The 17,709-nt window shown below is 46.1% G+C and carries 19 protein-coding genes; 14 read left to right on the forward strand and 5 right to left on the reverse strand.

The features are described 5' to 3' along the window. Positions 1-11 precede the first annotated feature (11 nt). Positions 12-245, forward strand: coding sequence for a chaperone NapD (locus tag AR337_RS01820; protein ID WP_059170296.1), 234 nt, complete (start codon positions 12-14; stop codon positions 243-245). A gap of 72 nt (positions 246-317) precedes the next feature. Next, entirely contained in the window at positions 318-473 is a 156-nt protein-coding gene (locus AR337_RS23410; protein ID WP_172797486.1) for a hypothetical protein, read from the forward strand. Between the two features lie 124 nt (positions 474-597). Here AR337_RS23410 and AR337_RS01825 read toward each other — a convergent pair whose 3' ends face one another. Then, positions 598-861 carry a phage holin family protein gene (locus AR337_RS01825; RefSeq protein WP_059170297.1) on the reverse strand — a complete coding sequence of 88 codons (264 nt, stop codon included), beginning with the start codon at positions 859-861 and terminating at the stop codon, positions 598-600. 122 nt (positions 862-983) lie between these two features. Then, entirely contained in the window at positions 984-1,259 is a 276-nt protein-coding gene (locus tag AR337_RS01830) for a phage holin family protein (protein WP_367576240.1), read from the reverse strand. A gap of 292 nt (positions 1,260-1,551) precedes the next feature. Between AR337_RS01830 and AR337_RS01835 the strand changes: the two genes are divergently transcribed. From AR337_RS01835 to AR337_RS01865, 7 genes are all read left to right on the forward strand, one after another. After that, positions 1,552-1,884 (forward strand): hypothetical protein, encoded by a 333-nt coding sequence (locus tag AR337_RS01835; RefSeq protein ID WP_059170299.1) that lies wholly within the window; start codon positions 1,552-1,554, stop codon positions 1,882-1,884. 187 nt (positions 1,885-2,071) lie between these two features. Further along, positions 2,072-2,290, forward strand: coding sequence for a DUF1659 domain-containing protein (locus AR337_RS01840; RefSeq protein ID WP_059170300.1), 219 nt, complete (start codon positions 2,072-2,074; stop codon positions 2,288-2,290). Between the two features lie 36 nt (positions 2,291-2,326). Beyond that, positions 2,327-2,545: a DUF2922 domain-containing protein gene (locus AR337_RS01845; protein ID WP_059170301.1), complete on the forward strand. Its 219-nt coding sequence runs from the start codon at positions 2,327-2,329 to the stop codon at positions 2,543-2,545. Between the two features lie 83 nt (positions 2,546-2,628). Then, positions 2,629-2,772: a YvrJ family protein gene (locus AR337_RS01850; RefSeq protein WP_059170302.1), complete on the forward strand. Its 144-nt coding sequence runs from the start codon at positions 2,629-2,631 to the stop codon at positions 2,770-2,772. A 169-nt stretch (positions 2,773-2,941) separates the two neighbouring features. Further along, the gene (locus tag AR337_RS01855) at positions 2,942-3,142 is read left to right on the forward strand and encodes a cold-shock protein (protein WP_059170303.1); all 201 of its coding nucleotides are present in this window, start codon (positions 2,942-2,944) and stop codon (positions 3,140-3,142) included. A gap of 189 nt (positions 3,143-3,331) precedes the next feature. After that, positions 3,332-4,480 carry an exonuclease SbcCD subunit D gene (locus tag AR337_RS01860; protein ID WP_059170304.1) on the forward strand — a complete coding sequence of 383 codons (1,149 nt, stop codon included), beginning with the start codon at positions 3,332-3,334 and terminating at the stop codon, positions 4,478-4,480. Then, positions 4,477-7,614, forward strand: coding sequence for an AAA family ATPase (locus AR337_RS01865; protein WP_059170305.1), 3,138 nt, complete (start codon positions 4,477-4,479; stop codon positions 7,612-7,614). The genes AR337_RS01860 and AR337_RS01865 overlap by 4 nt, the downstream gene beginning before the upstream one ends. 276 nt (positions 7,615-7,890) lie before the next feature. Here AR337_RS01865 and AR337_RS01870 read toward each other — a convergent pair whose 3' ends face one another. Next, positions 7,891-8,382, reverse strand: a complete 492-nt coding sequence (locus tag AR337_RS01870) for a GNAT family N-acetyltransferase (protein WP_059170306.1) — start codon at positions 8,380-8,382, stop codon at positions 7,891-7,893. 136 nt (positions 8,383-8,518) lie between these two features. Between AR337_RS01870 and AR337_RS01875 the strand changes: the two genes are divergently transcribed. Beyond that, positions 8,519-8,830, forward strand: coding sequence for a hypothetical protein (locus tag AR337_RS01875; protein WP_059170307.1), 312 nt, complete (start codon positions 8,519-8,521; stop codon positions 8,828-8,830). A gap of 66 nt (positions 8,831-8,896) precedes the next feature. Here AR337_RS01875 and AR337_RS01880 read toward each other — a convergent pair whose 3' ends face one another. Continuing rightward, positions 8,897-9,409: a DUF3231 family protein gene (locus tag AR337_RS01880; protein ID WP_059170308.1), complete on the reverse strand. Its 513-nt coding sequence runs from the start codon at positions 9,407-9,409 to the stop codon at positions 8,897-8,899. Positions 9,410-9,584: 175 nt separating this feature from the next. Between AR337_RS01880 and coaW the strand changes: the two genes are divergently transcribed. Both coaW and selB read left to right on the forward strand, forming a co-directional pair. Next, positions 9,585-10,400: a type II pantothenate kinase gene (gene coaW, locus AR337_RS01885; RefSeq protein WP_059170309.1), complete on the forward strand. Its 816-nt coding sequence runs from the start codon at positions 9,585-9,587 to the stop codon at positions 10,398-10,400. 71 nt (positions 10,401-10,471) lie between these two features. After that, positions 10,472-12,358, forward strand: coding sequence for a selenocysteine-specific translation elongation factor (selB, locus tag AR337_RS01890; RefSeq protein WP_082686835.1), 1,887 nt, complete (start codon positions 10,472-10,474; stop codon positions 12,356-12,358). A gap of 44 nt (positions 12,359-12,402) precedes the next feature. Here selB and AR337_RS01895 read toward each other — a convergent pair whose 3' ends face one another. Next, the gene (locus AR337_RS01895; RefSeq protein WP_059170310.1) at positions 12,403-13,476 is read right to left on the reverse strand and encodes an AI-2E family transporter; all 1,074 of its coding nucleotides are present in this window, start codon (positions 13,474-13,476) and stop codon (positions 12,403-12,405) included. A gap of 305 nt (positions 13,477-13,781) precedes the next feature. Here AR337_RS01895 and AR337_RS01900 point away from each other — a divergent pair, with 305 nt between their 5' ends. Beyond that, the gene (locus AR337_RS01900) at positions 13,782-14,243 is read left to right on the forward strand and encodes a MarR family winged helix-turn-helix transcriptional regulator (RefSeq protein ID WP_059170311.1); all 462 of its coding nucleotides are present in this window, start codon (positions 13,782-13,784) and stop codon (positions 14,241-14,243) included. Between the two features lie 3 nt (positions 14,244-14,246). Then, on the forward strand, positions 14,247-17,402 hold the full coding sequence (locus AR337_RS01905) for an MMPL family transporter (protein ID WP_059170312.1): 3,156 nt from the start codon (positions 14,247-14,249) through the stop codon (positions 17,400-17,402). Positions 17,403-17,709: the final 307 nt, after the last annotated feature.

Here is a 17,709-nt window from a genome sequence, read left to right on the forward strand (position 1 = left end):
GGGGCGAGAGCATGGTCGTATCCGGATACTACATTGATACAATCGAGGGCAAGGCATTATCAGCGGCAATCGCAATTGGTAAAATCAAAGGCGTGGATGTACGCCATATTGAGGAAAACAAAAAGATCATGGTAATAATTGAAAGTGATACACCCGGCCAAAACGATACCATATCCGACTCCCTTAAATATATTGATGGGGTTTTGAGTACATCCGTCGTATACAGTAATTACAACGGGAAATAAAGTTTCCTGTTTTAACGCATGTTTTTGCTGATGTACCGGGATACTAGGGGAAAAGGATAAAGAGGTGCGCAAATGGTAAAGTGGGATGAACAAGGTGCCCCGAACAACAATCTTTCCCCGAAAACAATCAAAACATCCAAGCTTTTGGGAAAGACACCAGAGTTTTCAGAGGAGCTCTCCGACGGTGGAGAGAGGAACAGATACATTGAAAATAGGGAAAATAAATAGTGAGAAAAGCGCAATCGCCCGTTTAGTGCCGTATGCACAGGATGCCCCGCTAGGCGCTGGGCACGGGAGCTAGACAAATTTTCTTATGTAAAAAAAAGCGATGCGCGCAGCATCGCTTTTTCATTTATCTCCGTGACTTGAGCCATTTAATCGTTTGTTTATAAAGTTGATGGATAAAGACGGCTATTGCTGTTACGATGATGCCGTTTGTTACTGCTACAGCGTTTAGCCCGAAAACAATGAACGCAATGATCAGTGCTACAACAAAAAGGAACCAGATAATCATACACCTTGGAACAATCGATGAATGCTTTAGGAAATAACCAATGATCCAGAGGATAGGTATCAGGTAAAAGAAATGGTCATGAAGAAATTGTACGAGAGCCATATGTTTCACATCCTTTCACCACACCATATGGCCCGGGTAAAAAAAATGATTGTACTATATCCCAAATTTTTATCATTCTTATGTAAAAAAAGCGATGGAGCGCGCATCGCTTTTATTTTGGCTTATTTTTTTCCGGAATTAAGGCCTTCCAGTGTTTGCTTTAGGGATTGATGTCCAAATAACGCTACCCCTGTTGCGATAATTCCGTTTGTAATGGCGTCGATATTCAGCCCGAACGCAATCCATGCCAAAACAAGGGAAATGCCGAACAGGTACCAGATGATCGACCAATCAGGAACGCGCGGTGTTTGCTTGAGCGCATATCCGATTACCCAGAGGACAGGCACAAGGAAAAAGTAATTTTGATTAAGAATTTGAATAAGATCCAAGTCTTTCACATCCTTTCAATCTACTATATGGTCCTTGTGAAATAAGGATTGTACGCTATCCCAGATGACAATAATGTTTCAGAAAATATATTTTGGGCTGTAAATTAAAGGTCGCAAATTGGTAATCGAAGGCTTTTATGGAAGAAGGGCGAATTTGCTTGACAAGGAAACATGATCTGCCATCTTTGGATGAATGGGTAGACTGCCGGTAAAGTGACTGTTTTTAAAAATAGTGAAAAAATTGGAAATTAAATGGTTATTTCGGTAAAATAGGAAGTAGAAACGAGAGAGGGGGAATTTCATGAAAAGGAAGCGACTTATCATCTTTTTTTTGGCCCTGATAGTTGAAGCTATGATTACATATGCGGTTGCCGCGAAATTTTCGGTTCGTTTTATTGAGGTTATGTTTTTCATAGGCCTTGCCTTTACTGTCGCGTCTTTCTATTTTTCAAGCAGTGGGGGGACAACGTCAGATTTCGGGCAAATTTCTACAAGCGCCCAAACCGGTTTGCTTCACAAAAGGCAGGAGTTTGTGTTCAAAAGGGGGCCGATTTTTACCGCTTCCGCTTTTTACATGATTGTCGGATTAATTTTCTTTATTTTGCTTCTGAAAGGAATCATTCCACCTGTATAAATGACAATTACCGTTTGTTAAGCCTGAAGGCTATCTTCAGGCTTTTTTATTTTCTCTAATCCTTTTTTTAAAGAGCGTCATTTTATAAATTTGAACATTAAAATCAACAATCAGAAAGAATTTTCAATTGACCCTGTCCTTTTTTGCCGAAAATCCATATATAAAGGGTGAAGGGAGGTGATGGACAATGGCACAGGCAATGCTGGCTGATTCAAAACTGCGCCTCGTTTTTGAAACGGGCATAGATGAAAAAGGGAAACCGATTTATAAGTCGAAAATGTTCAATAACCTGAAAACGGAAGCGACCCCGAATCAAATGTTCCAGGCTGCTTCAGCAATCGCAGCTTTATGCGCGGACACATTGAACGTGGTAGAACGGAACGACCGCATGGAAATCCTCGGTTAATTTGCTTTGACTTAAAACGGCAGGAGGTGATAAAGAATGGCTAAAACATTGGAATTAAGCTTTATGACGGAAGCTGGTAAAGTTTCCAAGCTGACAATTGATAATCCGAAGGAACCGATTGATCTGGCCGTTGTCAAACGATCGATGGATCAAATCATTTTGGCAGGCATTTTTGCCACATCGAATGGCAATTATACAGCAGTGGAAGGCGCCAAGGTAATCGAACGAAACGTGACCGAATATGAAATCGTTTAATGGGAAGGGGCCGGTTTCGATATGAAACCGGCTTTTCGCTTAAAGGTTTAATTCAACCATAAATGGGGAATGGAGGATGGCAAATGGATCAAATTATTCCAGTGATAAGCGAAGTTGGCTTTCCAATAGCAATAACATTATACTTGCTGTATCGGATTGAAACACGCCTCGATCTGGTCGTCCAGTCGATCCAGGCCTTGCCTGCCAGGCTGAGTGATAGGTCTTAACTGACCTGTTAAAGTGTCCAAATCTTTACAGTAATGAAGGAATATGGTATAATTTAATAAGCCATTAAACGGATTGGCCGGCTTCGTAAGTTGTTTGCGCAGCATGGCTGAAATGGTTGATGGTTAAATTTATATTTGGCTGAATTGGCCAATAGGAGGACTTTTTTACATGAAAAACGGTAAAGTTAAATGGTTTAATGCAGAAAAAGGTTTTGGCTTCATCGAGACAGAGGATGGCAATGACGTATTCGTTCATTTCTCTGCAATCCAATCCGAAGGCTTTAAAAGTCTTGAAGAAGGCCAGGAGGTTTCTTTTGAAGTAGTCGAAGGAGCGCGCGGCCCTCAAGCAGCCAACGTCCAAAAATTATAATTGCCAGACCCAATAGGAAACAGCCAGGCAAATGTGCCTGGCTGTTTTTATATAGAAAAAAATCGAATGTGGTATAATTTGGATAAAACATAAGGCGTTGTTTAGGTTTCCTTAATTTGGTTTTATCTGCAAGCGGCGGAATTGTCTTATAATGATAGGTAGCAATTAAAGAGGAAGAGGTGGGGAATCATGAAGTTTATTCATACGGCGGACTGGCATCTAGGGAAGTTGGTGCACGGCGTATATATGACCGAACATCAGCGTGAAGTCCTTAAGCAGTTCGTGGCTCTCGTTGAAGAAGAAAAGCCGGATGCCGTCGTCATCGCAGGTGATTTGTACGACAGGTCCGTACCGCCTATCGATGCTGTTAATTTGCTGGATGAGATACTTTTTAAATTGAATGTTGAATTGAAAACACCGATTGTGTCGATTGCCGGAAACCATGACAGTGCGGATCGCCTCTCATTTGGGAGCTCCTGGTACAAGCACAGCCAATTCTATTTAACCGGGAAACTTACAGATAGTTTTAAACCCGTACATATAAATGGCGTCAACTTCTATTTACTCCCGTATGCTGAGCCGGGAGTCGCCAAGGAACTGTTTGACGACAGCTCGATACATACCCACCATGATGCGATGAAGGCGCTTATTGGAAGGATGGAAGAAGAAATCAATCCGAATGAAGCGAATGTTTTTGTCGGCCATGCCTTTGTGACAGGCGGGGAAACATGCGAATCCGAACGGCTTCTATCGGTTGGTGCATCGGGAAGTGTCGGTGCGGAATTGTTCGCCCCATTTTCCTACACGGCTCTTGGCCACCTGCATAGCCCTGAAGCGATTCGCCATGAAACAATTAAATACTCTGGCTCTCTATTAAAATATTCTTTTTCAGAAGCAAGGCATAAGAAATCCGTGTCAATTATCGAAATGGAAAGCAACGGCACTTTCTCCATCCGGAAAAGGGAGCTAGCCCCTTCAAAGGATATGCGCGAGCTCGAAGGCTACCTGGAAGAATTGCTCGATCCGTCATTTTACGAGAAACAAAAAAGCGATGACTACCTAAAGGTGACTCTCCTCGATGAAGGGGCGATCATCGATCCGATGGGGAAGCTTCGCCAAGTTTATCCACATGTCATGCATCTTGAGAAAAAAGCTGATTTGGTTGACCAAAAGAACAAGCAGGCTTTCTCGATTGGCGACATCAGGAAAAAGAAGTCCGAGCTTGATTTGTTTGAGCAATTTTACCTGGAAATGACCTCTCAGGATTTTAACGAGGATAAAAAGTCGGTTGTTGCCGGTGTGATTGATTCTGCAGTCAAGGAGGAGATGCCGGTATGAGGCCAATTACATTGACGATGCAGGCTTTCGGCCCGTATGCAGGCAGGGAAACGATACACTTTTCATCGCTTGGAAACAGGACGATGTTCGTGATTTCCGGGAAAACAGGTTCAGGGAAAACGACAATTTTTGATGCTATCAGCTATGCCATTTATGGGAAAGCGAGCGGAGAAGATCGGACCGGTACGGACTTGAGGAGCCAGTTTGCAAAAAGCGATGTCATTACCGAGGTAACGCTCGAATTTTCGTTGCGCGACAAGCGGTATATCATTGTCCGTACTCCCCAGCAGGAACGGCAGAAGGAGCGCGGCGAAGGGACAAGGACGCTTCCCGCTACCGCAACCCTTTACATGGTCGACGGGCAGGGCCGCCAGCAATTGCTTGCATCCAAAGTGACCGAAGTGGAAGAACGGATTAAGGAAATCATGCTCATCGACAGCAACCAGTTCCGGCAGATCCTGATGATTCCGCAGGGGGAATTCCGGAAATTGCTGACTTCCGACAGCAAGGATAAGGAGGTCATCCTTCAACGCCTTTTCCATACGCAAATCTACAAGCTCGTCGAGGAAAAACTAAGGACGGAAGCCCAGGATTTGAAATCGAAAGTGGAAGACAGGATTGGCATGAGAAGTGATGCCTTGAAACGGATCCAGGCAACATTTAATGAGGAATTACTCGCACTAATGGAAGCTGGCAGCGTGAACGACACCCTCATCCTGCCACTGCTTACGGAGGAAATTAAAGAGTTGTCCGCGGAAATTGATGTACTTTCCGAAAGGGTATCCGCCAAGCGGGCTGATCAGGACAAGCTGAAACAGCAGTATTTCGCTGCGGAAGCAGTTTTAATGCAAATCCGCGAAAAGGAAGCGCTTGAAGCGAAGAAACAATCTCTTGAAAGCAGGAAGGACCTTTTCCTTGAAAAAGAAAAGCAAATTGTCCTTGCCAGGAAGGCGGCATTGCTTGCTTCACAGGAAGAGCTGTGCCACAGGCTTAAAAAAGAAGCGGATGAAGCAAAAAGGACGGTAGTTAGCTTAGAGGAGAACCTACTCCGCCTGATAAGTTTAAAAGAGGTAAGGGAAAAAGAATATGAAACGGAAAAAGGCCGTGAGCAGGAACGCCAGGAATTGCTGGAGCAGGCGAACAGGCTTTTAAATATCAAGGATGATGTTTATTCCTTTGCGGAGGTCGAGCAAAACCTTAAGCAGGCAGAGTCAATGCTTGAGCAAAAGAAATCCCGGCTTAACGCGGTGGAAGCAACGCTGCTGGAATCTGAGCGTGAAGAGAAGGCATTGCTTTTACAAAAGGGAGAAATTGACAAGGCGAAAATCGCCAAAGTGGAATATGAGCGGAAACTTGAGAAGGTGGACTATACTTTTGCTTTGTTGGAGAGGCTCGATGGCCTAAAGGAACGTAACCAAAAAGCAGTTATGGAACTTGAAAAGGCGAAAGCTGCTTTCGAGTCAGCGGAGAAAGTTTATCTTACTGCAAGGCAGAACGTCGATCTTCTTGAAGAAAAATGGCTGAAGGGACAGGCTTCCATACTTGCATCAACACTTGAACAAGGGGATCCTTGCCCGGTTTGCGGATCAAGCCATCATCCTTCTCCAGCCCATGGCATCGGAACGGATATCCCGGATGAACAGGCGTTAAGGAATGCAAAGCAGCAGTCAGCCCGTAGCGAGCAGGAAAAGGCAAAGGGGGAGAGTGCCTATTTGGAGTCCAGGTCTGCCGCGGTTAGGCTCTCCGAGGATGTTGAAGCCGCAAAGAGCGAGCTTGGCAAAAATGACCCTCGTTTTACCCCGGATGAAGAAGAAGTGTTCCGGCACAAGCTGCTAGCTGAAAAAGAAGCAATTTTGGGCGAGAAAAAGAAAATCTCCATCATCCTTGCGCAGGAAGCCAATGTTGAGAAACTGCTTCTCGGCATTGAAGCGAACAGGCTTGGTTTTAAAAAGGAAACGGAAAGCTTACGAACCGAAATTGGCGAGTTTGCTGTACGCGGCGCGGAATTGAAAACACAGTTTAGCCGGATGCTGGCGATTGTACCCGAAGGCTTAAGGTCGGTTCATGTCTATGAAAAAACGCTTAAAGATAGCAAGGAACGCCATGAGCTGCTTTCGAGGCAGCTTGAACAGGCACAGAAACTGTTTCAGGAAGCGGTTGAAAAGACAGGTACGGAGACTGCCCGGCTGGAAGATGCCCGCCGGTTTATGGCGAAGAAAGACGAAGAACTTGCTGAAGAAAGGGAAAGCTTCAAGTCGCAGATGCATTCACAGGGGTTCGAGACATATTCGGTCTATGAAAAGGCGAGGCTGAATGAAAGCGGGATTGCCATTCTAGAGGAAGAGGTTCGGACCTATAATGAAGAGGTCAAAGTTTGTTCCCAGCTGCTCGCTGAGCTATCGGGCAAGCTAGCCGGAGTGGAGCCGCCGAATCTTGAAAGCCTATCTGCCGCCTTGGCTGCCATCGCCAGCGAAATTGAAGGCCTTCAAAAAAAAGGGACTGACCTCTATCTGCGGAAAAACCAAAACGAAGACATATTAAACCGCGTCGAAGGATTGAATCGCGAAATGAAGGATTTGGAGGAACGCTATAGCCTTGTCGGCCACCTTTCCGATGTCGCAAGGGGACAAAACACGTACCGTCTAACATTTGAACGATTCGTACTCGCCGCTTTCCTTGATGATATTTTGCGTGAGGCGAATGGCAGGCTTTCGAAAATGACCTCCGGACGTTTCCAATTGCGCCGGAAAACGTACCGCTCCAAAGGGAATGTCCAAAGCGGCTTGGAATTGCTCGTTTTTGACCAGTACACCTCTCAGGAAAGGCATGTCAAAACACTTTCAGGCGGTGAGAGCTTTAAAGCGGCGCTTTCGCTCGCCCTTGGCCTTGCGGATGTCGTCCAGGCCAATGCGGGAGGCGTTTCCCTTGAAACGATGTTCATCGATGAAGGGTTCGGTACACTCGATCCAGAATCGCTTGAGCAGGCAATCGACGCTTTAATCGAAATTCAGTCAAGCGGCAGGCTTGTCGGCATCATCTCCCACGTCCCGGAATTGAAAGAGCGGATTGATGCAAGGCTAGAGGTAACGTCAACACAATCCGGAAGCAAGGCAGAGTTCGTGATAGGGGTATAGTGTGTTAATTTTTGTGTGAGGATCGTTTTGGAAGTGATTGCTGCTTGAAACGGTTCTCATATTCCATATATTTACACATGAAGACCATTTTAACCTCTTTCCGGGTTTGAAATGGTCTTCATGAGCGTTATGAAGACCGTTTGGATTGGGTTTTCTTCTTGAAACGGTCTTCATCTTACATTTTTTTACACGTGAAGACCGTTTTGACCTCGTTCCGGGTTTGAAATGGTCTTCATGCACGTTAAGAAGTCACCGTTTAGTGACCCAGTGGCCCGTTCATTTTAATAGAGTGCTTGGCACCGCTTCAAATTCTTGGATCGTTCTCCGGCTGGAATCGGTAAGTTCTATATAATTCCCACCTGTGTACTGGCCGATGACCTTGCGCCAAAACGCTTTTGCAGGGGCATTCGCCTCTATCTGGGTTATTCTCCACTTCCCTGGAAACATTTCGAACAGCTGTAACGCAGCCTTTTTTCCATAGCCAAAGCCGTTATATTTTCGGATGATATGGAATTCCTCAATGGAATGTCTAGCTAGCCCATCCCCAGTAACAACTAGTGCGAAACCGATGAGTTCTTCGCCGTGCTTGATAAAAAAAGGATGATGGTGCGGATCCGACCAGTAAGGCGCCAAATCAAAGCGTTTGTAGGTGCCGTCCTCTTGCAATGTGATTTCTGGCTTCAATGCCGCAAATTCATAGATATAGAACTGCATTAAATGATGGAGTGTTTCTTCTCCACCTTTTTCAACTTTAACTAGGTTTATCATGTTTCTCCCCCTCGCCGAAAGATTCGACATTCTGTTAAAAAATCCCTGCATGGTTTGAACTTTTACAAAAACGGCTAAGTATAAAAGCAAACAATACTAGTACATTCTGCTTCATATAATGAGAGGAGATTTCCATATGAAAATAGTATATGGATTAATGACAAACACAGGAAGCGGCAATGAATTATTGTACGATCTGGGGGTTTGGGAGACAGAGGAAGCAGCAACCAACTATCTGAAGAATAAACTTCCGCACTCAACAGGAATCTGGGTAGAGAAAATTGAGATTAATGATGCTTCTCCGGAACAGCTTATTCCATTAACTGAAAAAATGGTGGAATGCAGCCAGTGTGGGATTGAGTACAGTCCGGAAGATATCCATATTATTGAGGATCTGAAAGTTTGCCTGGACTGTGAACCGGCCTTTAAGCAAAACATGACTGGTTGATCGATATATTTTAAAAGGATGGCGGCTGCCATCCTTTTTTTGCGCAAATGGGATTTGTTCAATCCCCTACTCTTCTTCGGGCTTCTGCATATGGAGCGGAGGCGGGATAAGCCACCCTTTCTCCTTATTAAGCCTAAGGAACCGGGCACCAAGCTGTGCTTTCGCCAAATGGAACTCGCCGAACATCATCGCAATGTCTTCCCTGATGCAATTTCCCATTGCCCCGCTGCAGGTGACAAGCCCCAATGCATGATTTGCCGAGACGGCATACGAAATCTCGTTATCCAAAAACCTTGCTCCTGGAGGGATGCTTTCCAAATCCGCAAGCGGCCTCTCAGGCGGGGTAGGCGGCAGGCCAATTCCATTATCCTTTAAAATTTCCTCCACGCGTTTTTCTTCATTCTGGCATGTTTGGATGCTTTCCTCAATAAGATGCCTTAAATCCTTGTCCCCAATATGGTTAAGGAAAGTCTGATATGAGGCTTTCATCGCTTTGCTTCCGGCCAGATATGACCAGAGCGCATAAACTTCACCGTAATGCAGAGGTTCTGATTGAGGGTTTCCGCTCAAAATTCCCATCGTTCACACACTTCCTTTGAGATGTAATTTATTTTAGCCAAGCAAGATATAGAGTTCCTCTTTTGGAAAAAATTATTCTTTTTTCCTAAAAGGCGCTGGGCAATTTGAATTCGTGGATATTCCAATAGGTTCCACTATAATGAAGAAAAGAAGAATGTAGGAAATGAGGGATACAATGGAGACTGACAAAATTGGGATAGATGCCGGCGGAACGCTTTTAAAAATCGCTTATGAAGAAGGCGGGAGGATAAGGTATCGGAAAACCAGCAATAACGAGGCTAAAGAATTGCTTAACTGGCTAAAGCTTATTGCTCCACAGGCAGAACCCTTGGTTACAGGAGGAAGGGCGATGTGGGTTAAAAAGAACTTTTTCCCGAATGCAAGCCTTGTTTCCGAATTTGAGGCGGTTTGCAGAGGAGCTGAAATACTCTATAGAAAAGGTGAGACGGAAGCTACAGGTTCATTTTTACTTGTCAACATCGGTACTGGAACTTCCATGTTCCTTGCAGGTGATGGGAATTGCCATCGTGCTGGCGGGAGCGGCCTGGGAGGAGGAGCATTGATTGGGTTAGGCGGTAAGCTCGCGGGAACAACCGATTATGCCGAGTTGGTTAAAATGGCTGCGGCAGGGGCGAGGGAAAATGCCGATTTGCTCGTAAAAGACATCTATGGCGATGGGGATGAGCCGCTGAGCGGAAACATGACAGCGGCCAACTTTGCAAAGTCGGTTTCTGCCGGGAAAGAGGACCTCGTGGCAGCCCTCATGAACATGATCGCGGAAACCCTGGTCCTATTAAGCACCCAAATCGCCAGTGCAGGCAAAGTGGAAAATGTGGTCTATGCCGGAAGTACATTGGCGGGGAATGCTCCACTCAAGGAAATGCTTTCAGCTTACACGAGCATGTTCGGCCTGAATCCCTCTTTCCTTGAGAACGGGGAATATTGCGGCGCACTTGGAGCTCTTGTAAGTGAACAGGATTTGAAGGCTTGAAAAGAGTTCCTTGAACAAACCGGCTATTTCCGTCAGAATAAGAAGGAGAATGATTGAAGAAGGTGGCTTATTTGGAAAAAAGGTTTTTTACGATCGGCATGGCAGGCCATATCGACCATGGCAAGACATCGCTTACAAAAGCACTGACTAACGTGGATACTGACCGCCTTAAGGAAGAGAAAGAACGGCAAATTTCAATCGAGCTGGGCTTTGCCCCACTTTATGAAGATAACGAAATCCAAATCTCCGTCATCGATGTACCGGGACATGAACGGTTCATCAGGCAGATGATTGCCGGAGTTGCGGGGATAGACCTCGTTGTCCTGGTTGTAGCGGCGGACGAAGGCGTGATGCCCCAGACAAGGGAGCATCTGGACATACTTGGCTTCCTCGGAATCAAAAAAGGCATCGTCGCGATTACGAAAATGGACAGGGTTGAAGAGGAATTCATTGAGCTTGTAAAGGATGATATTCTAGAAGAACTAACCGGTACCGTTTTTGAAGACGCACCTTTCATGCTTGTCGATTCCCTTTCAAAAAAAGGGATTGAAGAGCTGAAGCACATGATTATTTCAACTCTGAAGGAACAGGAAATGCGAGATTCCCGCGGCGCATTCAGGCTGCCAATCGACCAGGTGTTCACCGTGAAGGGACAGGGAACGGTCGTGCGCGGAACCGTCTATGAAGGCACGGTAGAAGAGGGCCAGGTGCTGAAAATCATGCCGCAAGGACTTGAAGTCAGGGCCAGGCAGCTTCAAGTCCATCATAAGCCGGCGCAGAAGGCTTATGCGGGGCAAAGGGCGGCCATCAACCTTTCCGGGGTTGCCAAAGAGGACCTAGAACGCGGGGATGTCCTTGTTTCCTCCGAGCATTTTATTGTTTCAAAAACGCTTGATGTTGCGATCCGGGTTGTCGAAGACCTTGATTACCTCGTCAAGCAGCGGATGCCGGTCAAGCTTCATATTGGGACCGCAGAAGTGATGGGGAGGATCGTCTTCTTTGACCGGAACGAGTTGAAGGAAGAATCCAGTGAAATCGTATGCCAGCTCCGTCTAGAGGAAGAGGTGCTGACGAAGCGAGGCGACAGGTTCATCCTCCGCCGCCCGAGCCCGCAGGAAACAATCGGCGGGGGCTGGGTCATTGATCCTCGGGGGAATAAGTACCGGTTCGGAAACGAAACGATTGAAGAGCTGGAGAAAAAGAAAGTGGGGAAGCCAAAGGAGCGGATTGCTGCTGCTTTGTATGAAGCGAAAAGCCTTGGCTTTACTGAGTTGATTAAAAGGACGGCCCTTGACAGCGAGACCCTCAAGGCCGAACTTGAGGATGAGGGCTTCCTTCTCTATAACGGTAAGGAGTACACACTCCTGTCTCTCGTCAACTCGATAGAAGAAGATATGTATGACAGGCTTCAGGATTACCATCTTCGGAATTCGATGAAACAGGGGCTCAATAAGGCCGAGCTTCTCCAGTCGATGAATAAGTCGTTTCCGCGCAGCCTGCTTGATTACACGGTCGAACATGCCATCAGCCAGGAAACCTTCAATAGAAGCGGGCAGTTCGTCTCACTTGCTGACTTTGTTCCGCATGTGCCAAAAAACTGGCAAAAACGCGCGGAGAATCTTGTGGAAGAATTGAAGAACGATGGGCTGCAGGTCAAGTATCTTGCCGACTATTTCTCGGGTGCCGGGATACCTGACTCCCTTGCTGGCGATTTGGAAAGATTCCTTGAGGAAACGGGCCAGATCGTCCCTCTGGATGGCCAGTATTACTATCACGGTGATAGTTTCGCAAGCGCTGTACGGACACTTAGCGAGAAGACTGGAGCTGAGTTTGAGGTAGGCGATGCAAAGGATGCATTGGGTCTTTCGAGGAAATATATGATTCCGTTCCTGGAACGGCTGGATGCAAAGGGGCTCACTAAACGGGTGGAGAACAAACGCGTCTGGCAAACGAAATAGCAGAAAAAATGCGCCGGTACTCAATTCCCGGCGCATTTTTTCTGCTAGATTGCCTTTTTTATTTTATTCAAATTATAAAACTCACGAATGTTGTTGAATGTCACTTTAATAACCGAGAATAATGGAATTGAAATAATGACCCCGATAGCCCCATAAAGCGATCCTGCGATCAATAGAACAAGGATGACCGTCAGCGGATGGAGATTGAGCTTATTGCTCATCACCCTTGGTGTAATCAGGTTGCCTTCCAGCTGCTGGACTGTAATCATGACCAGCAGGACTTTTACGACAAGGCCGGGCCCATCCATCAGCGCGATGAAAACAGCCGGGATGATTCCGATGATTGGCCCGAGGAACGGGACTACGGCGACACACATTGCAAACAATGCTAGCAGCAGGGCGTTATCGAGCCCGATAATTAGGTAGCCTGCGTACAGCATGATTCCATCCGAGACCGCGATAATGAACTGCCCAATAATGTAAGAAGATAAGGTTTTGTCGATGTCCCGTAAAATCTTCCGCCCCTCATCCTTCCTGTCAGCAGGCAAATGACGTACCAGTGTGGGCTGCAGGAGTGCTCCATCCCTTAATAAATAGAATACGATGAAAGGGACAACAGCGAGGACAGTTAAAATACCGGCAATAGCCGATACGACCTTCCCAATATTTCTTTCCGCCGCTTTGAAAAATTCGCCTACTAAACTCTTTGCCTTGCTTTTAATACTGTCAACCGATTGTTTTGCCTTTTCGCTATCCTCGACCATTTTTTTCGACTCATCCGCGACCTCCTCAACTTTCGACGGGAGATGAGTGCTGATCTCTTTTACCTGGCCTGCAATTGAAGGGCCCGCAAAATGGACGAAGAGATAGCCAGCCGCAAAGATAACCGCAAATACGGTTAGGATGCTCGGAGTCAATGGCATGTATTTTGCTAAAAAACGGACAGGAGGCCTTAAAATATAGTATATGAAGCCTGATAATAAAAGCGGTAAAAAGAGTGCGCCTATCAGTTTTTTGAAAGGCCAGACAAAGTAATCGATTTTTCCAAACAGGAAAATAATGATTAAAAGCAGGATTGCGGCTGTCGCATACCTGAAGAACGGTTTTTCAATCCACATATGCATCCTCCGTTTTCTCTCTATTACCTGCTTTTTTCCCTATTCACATACCTATATAAACAAAAAAGCTGCCTCCATATTAAGGATGAGGCAGCCTGTTTTTTAAAAACTGTATGATGTGGTAACATGCTGGATTATTTTCGGCAAGAGAATAAAGGCCAATTTGTCAAGATTGCCCAATTAGGCAGTCTTTTTTTAAAAAAAAGCCAGTTCCTAACCTTGACATCTGAATTGGAAAAAAATATAGTTATACAGGTGAATAGTTAAACTATTTAACTACTTTTCAGAAGGGCGTGTGAAGCGCTGTGGGAAAACAAGCAATCCAGGAACTGATTGACCGCTATATTGCTGTATCCTTTACGGTCGAGAAAAAAGCGGAGACGATGATAAAGGAGCAAATTGGCAGCGATTTAACGAATGACCAGCATTATGTGCTGCGGTATATAAGTAAAAAGGGGGAGTGCACTTCCACGGAACTAGCGGAAGTGTTTGGCGTGAACAAAAGCGCTATTACCGCCATCATTACAAGGCTGACAGACAAAGGCCTCGTGTACAGGACCAGAAATGAAGAGGATAGGCGGATCGTTTATTTGGCGCTTACAGAAGAAGGCATCGATTTATTTGAAAAAGCCGAACAACGGATTTACGCGCTCGTCGAAACGATTATTACAAAATTCGATAAGGAAGAGATAAGGGCATTTATAGATACATATGAAAAATTGTCTGGCATTCTGACTGAACTCGAAGGCAAACAACTGGGGGAATAGGAAATGAGATTGATTTTAAAATACAAGTGGCTTGTCATTGCCGCCTGGGCAGCCATCATTGCCGCCCTTGTCATGATTGCCCCCAACATGGAGGCGCTTGTTAGGGAAAAAGGGCAAATTAAAGTACCTGAGGGCTATTCGTCAACAGTGGCCGGAAAGATTTTGAGCGAAAGCCAAAAAGGAGTGGAATCCGGGCATGGAACCCAAGTGGCGCTTGTTTTCCACAACGACAAAAAGCTCACCGAAGCCGATTTTGCCGAGGCGGAAAAGGCTGTTGGGACACTTGAGGCAAAGAAGGAAGAGCTTGGCGTTACAGAAGTTATCTCCCACTTTAAGGAAGAATCCCTAAAGGATCAGCTTGTGTCAAAGGATGGGAAAACCATACTCGTATCGGTAAAAGTTGATTTGAAGGACAGGGAAGCAAGCGAGGTAACAAAATCGCTTTATACAGCGCTAGATGGCGTGAAGCTGGACCATTATTATACTTCAAGCTGGATGATTGGCGATGATCTTGTCACCAACTCACAGGAAGGCCTGAAAAAAACAGAATCAATCACGGTTGTCTTTATTTTGGCCGTCCTTCTGATTGTGTTCAGGTCGGTTATGGCTCCTATCATTCCATTAGTTGCGGTGGGGGTAAGCTATTTGGCATCCCAATCCATTGTCGCAATACTTGTTGACAAGGCAGATTTCCCATTGTCCACATTTACGCAAATTTTCCTCGTGGCGGTATTGTTCGGGATTGGTACCGATTACTGCATCCTGCTAATGAGCCGGTTTAAGGAAGAAATGCAAAAGCATGACACGATTGCCGAAGCGGTCATCTCTACGTACAGGACTGCAGGGAAGACCGTCTTTTTCAGCGCATTGGCTGTAATGGTCGGGTTTGCATCAATTGGATTTTCAGAGTTCGTTCTTTATCAGTCGGCGGCAGCCGTCGCGGTCGGTGTTGCTGTGCTGATGCTCGCGCTTGTGACCGTCGTGCCGTTTTTTATGGCATTGTTCGGAAAGAAGCTGTTCTGGCCTGCAAGGGGATCCCTTGAACACAAGGACAGCAGGATTTGGGGTGTGGCAGGGAAATTTGCGCTTGCACGGCCGCTGATTGCCCTTCTGATAGTAATCGGAATTTCAGTCCCATTCTTGTTTTCCTATGAAGGGAAACTGTCGTTTAACTCGCTTGAAGAGATTGGCGACAACTTCAATTCCATCAAGGCATTCGACATCATCGCGGACGGCTTTGGACCTGGCGAATCAATGCCTGCACAGATTGTCATTAAAAATGACGAACCGATGGACGAGCCGGAATACCTGGCGCTCGCTGATAAAATAAGCCAGGAAATCGCCAAGGTGAAAAATGTCAAGGCGGTCCGGTCGGTGACACGTCCAATGGGCGAACCAATCGATGAATTATATATTTCCTCCCAGGCAAAAACGCTTGGCGAGGGACTTGGCAAAGGAAATGACGGTATTAAGCAAATCAGCGGCGGATTGTCTGACGCAGAGAAGCAGCTTTCCGATTCTGGTCCCAAGCTGAAGCAAACGACCGAGGGGATAACGGGATTGGTTTCCGGTACGAATGACTTGAAAAATGGCTTAGGCCAGGTTAAAACCGGACTTGCAAAAATTGAAGATGGCATCCGCCAAGGTTCCGCAGGATCAGAACAGCTTCGCTCCGGACTCGCGGACGTGAAGGCGAATTCTGAAAAAATCCTTGAGGGCAATAAGAAGCTTTTGCAGGGATATAAAGATGCCGCAGCTGGATTGGGCGAGCTTCAAAAGCAATATGAAGGGATCGCGGCAGGGCTTGCCGGCCTGAAGGGTACAATCGCCGAGGCCAATGTCTTTGTCGATGAGCTTGGAAAAAATCCGGCTGCTGCAATGGACCCTAACTATGCAAAGGTGAAGGAAAAAGTCATGACCGCATTGGTAATGGCAGATAAACTCGAAGGCGGCGTTAAAACGCTGAACGGGGAACTGGCGAAGGTCCAAGCAGGGATCACCGCGGCGAATGGCGGCATGGCCGAGTTGATTGCAGGACAGGAAAAATTGGTTGCTGGTATGGGCCAGCTGGTGGATGGTATTTCAAAACAGCAGGCAGGTCTTGACCAGCTTGCGAACGGACAGGGCCAAATCGTCGGAAATTTCTCTAAGCTGACAGGCGGTTTGGACAGCATAAACGACGGCCAGCTTCAGCTTTTGAACGGATTCAAGCAGCTTGACGGCCAAATGGGCGAGCTTACGGACGGCCTTGGAAAAGGCGCGGATGGATTGAATGAAGTTGCCAAAGGCCTTGAGCAGGCGCAAAGCTATCTTGGCGATGTGTCAAAAGAGAAGCAAAACGGATTTTTTGTGCCTGAAGATGTTTTGGCGAGCGGAGAGTTTGACGATGCGCTCGATGCCTACATGTCACCTGACCGCAAAGTCATGACGATGGATGTTGTGTTTAATGTAAACCCTTATTCAAATGAGGCCATTAAATCAGTGGAACCATTGAAGCAGGCCGTTAACCGGGTTGTGAAAGACACCGGCCTGGAAAATGCCCAAATCGCAGTTGGCGGCGTTTCGAGCATGCACAGTGACTTGGATACCATCTCCGAACAGGATTATTCACGGACTGTCGTGTTCATGTTATCTGGCATTTTCCTGATTTTATTGCTGCTGTTCCGTTCTGTGATCATGCCAATATACTTGATTGGGTCACTGATTTTAACATACTATACATCGATGGCGATATCCGAGGCGATTTTTGTTAACGTGCTTGGCTACACAGGCATCAGCTGGGCAGTTCCATTCTTCGCCTTCGTTATTTTGGTCGCGCTAGGAATCGATTACAGCATCTTTTTGATGGACAGATTCAATGAGTTCAAAACGATGCGTGTCGAGGACGCGATTCTCGAAGCGATGAAGAAAATGGGCACTGTCATCATTTCGGCCGCTGTCATCCTTGGCGGTACCTTCGCGGCGATGATGCCTTCCGGCGTGTTGTCGCTGCTACAGATCGCAACAATTTTAATGATCGGGCTTGTGCTCTATTCACTGTTTGTCCTGCCATTGTTTGTTCCAGTGATGGTCAAAATATTTGGCGAAGCAAACTGGTGGCCGTTCAAGCGGAAAGGCGACACAGTGCATGTTGAAAGCGGTCAGACGCTGAATAGATAGTTTTTTGGATCGCTGCTGTGCCCAATTGGTGGGTGCAGCGGCTTTTTTTATTTTGTGGCATGGTGCTGTTATTTGGGGGATAGATGTTTTATCCGAGGTGTTCACCTATTGTCATGTTGGTGAGGTTGTTTTGGTATCGTTAATTGTGGCGAAAATGTGACAGTTCTGGATATCAGGGTGGAAATCCTGGATAAATTTAAAAAAGTTATCGATAAATTTTAAAATTCCTGGATAAGTACCCCGATAATCTGGATATATTTTTTCCCACTAAAAATTGGCCCCAAAAAATTCACTATTCACCTTCCAA

This window comes from Bacillus sp. FJAT-27445 (genome assembly GCF_001510665.1).
In the GTDB taxonomy this organism is placed as follows: Bacteria; Bacillota; Bacilli; order Bacillales; family Cytobacillaceae; genus Bacillus_D.

Bases quoted from the DNA above. Each gene is read 5' to 3' on its own strand.
- AR337_RS01820 (WP_059170296.1), top strand. From the start codon at position 12: ATGGTCGTATCCGGATACTACATTGATACAATCGAGGGCAAGGCATTA.
- AR337_RS23410 (WP_172797486.1), top strand. From the start codon at position 318: ATGGTAAAGTGGGATGAACAAGGTGCCCCGAACAACAATCTTTCCCCG.
- AR337_RS01825 (WP_059170297.1), bottom strand. From the start codon at position 861: ATGGCTCTCGTACAATTTCTTCATGACCATTTCTTTTACCTGATACCT.
- AR337_RS01835 (WP_059170299.1), top strand. From the start codon at position 1,552: ATGAAAAGGAAGCGACTTATCATCTTTTTTTTGGCCCTGATAGTTGAA.
- AR337_RS01840 (WP_059170300.1), top strand. From the start codon at position 2,072: ATGGCACAGGCAATGCTGGCTGATTCAAAACTGCGCCTCGTTTTTGAA.
- AR337_RS01845 (WP_059170301.1), top strand. From the start codon at position 2,327: ATGGCTAAAACATTGGAATTAAGCTTTATGACGGAAGCTGGTAAAGTT.
- AR337_RS01850 (WP_059170302.1), top strand. From the start codon at position 2,629: ATGGATCAAATTATTCCAGTGATAAGCGAAGTTGGCTTTCCAATAGCA.
- AR337_RS01855 (WP_059170303.1), top strand. From the start codon at position 2,942: ATGAAAAACGGTAAAGTTAAATGGTTTAATGCAGAAAAAGGTTTTGGC.
- AR337_RS01860 (WP_059170304.1), top strand. From the start codon at position 3,332: ATGAAGTTTATTCATACGGCGGACTGGCATCTAGGGAAGTTGGTGCAC.
- AR337_RS01865 (WP_059170305.1), top strand. From the start codon at position 4,477: ATGAGGCCAATTACATTGACGATGCAGGCTTTCGGCCCGTATGCAGGC.
- AR337_RS01870 (WP_059170306.1), bottom strand. From the start codon at position 8,382: ATGATAAACCTAGTTAAAGTTGAAAAAGGTGGAGAAGAAACACTCCAT.
- AR337_RS01875 (WP_059170307.1), top strand. From the start codon at position 8,519: ATGAAAATAGTATATGGATTAATGACAAACACAGGAAGCGGCAATGAA.
- AR337_RS01880 (WP_059170308.1), bottom strand. From the start codon at position 9,409: ATGGGAATTTTGAGCGGAAACCCTCAATCAGAACCTCTGCATTACGGT.
- coaW (WP_059170309.1), top strand. From the start codon at position 9,585: ATGGAGACTGACAAAATTGGGATAGATGCCGGCGGAACGCTTTTAAAA.
- AR337_RS01895 (WP_059170310.1), bottom strand. From the start codon at position 13,476: ATGTGGATTGAAAAACCGTTCTTCAGGTATGCGACAGCCGCAATCCTG.
- AR337_RS01905 (WP_059170312.1), top strand. From the start codon at position 14,247: ATGAGATTGATTTTAAAATACAAGTGGCTTGTCATTGCCGCCTGGGCA.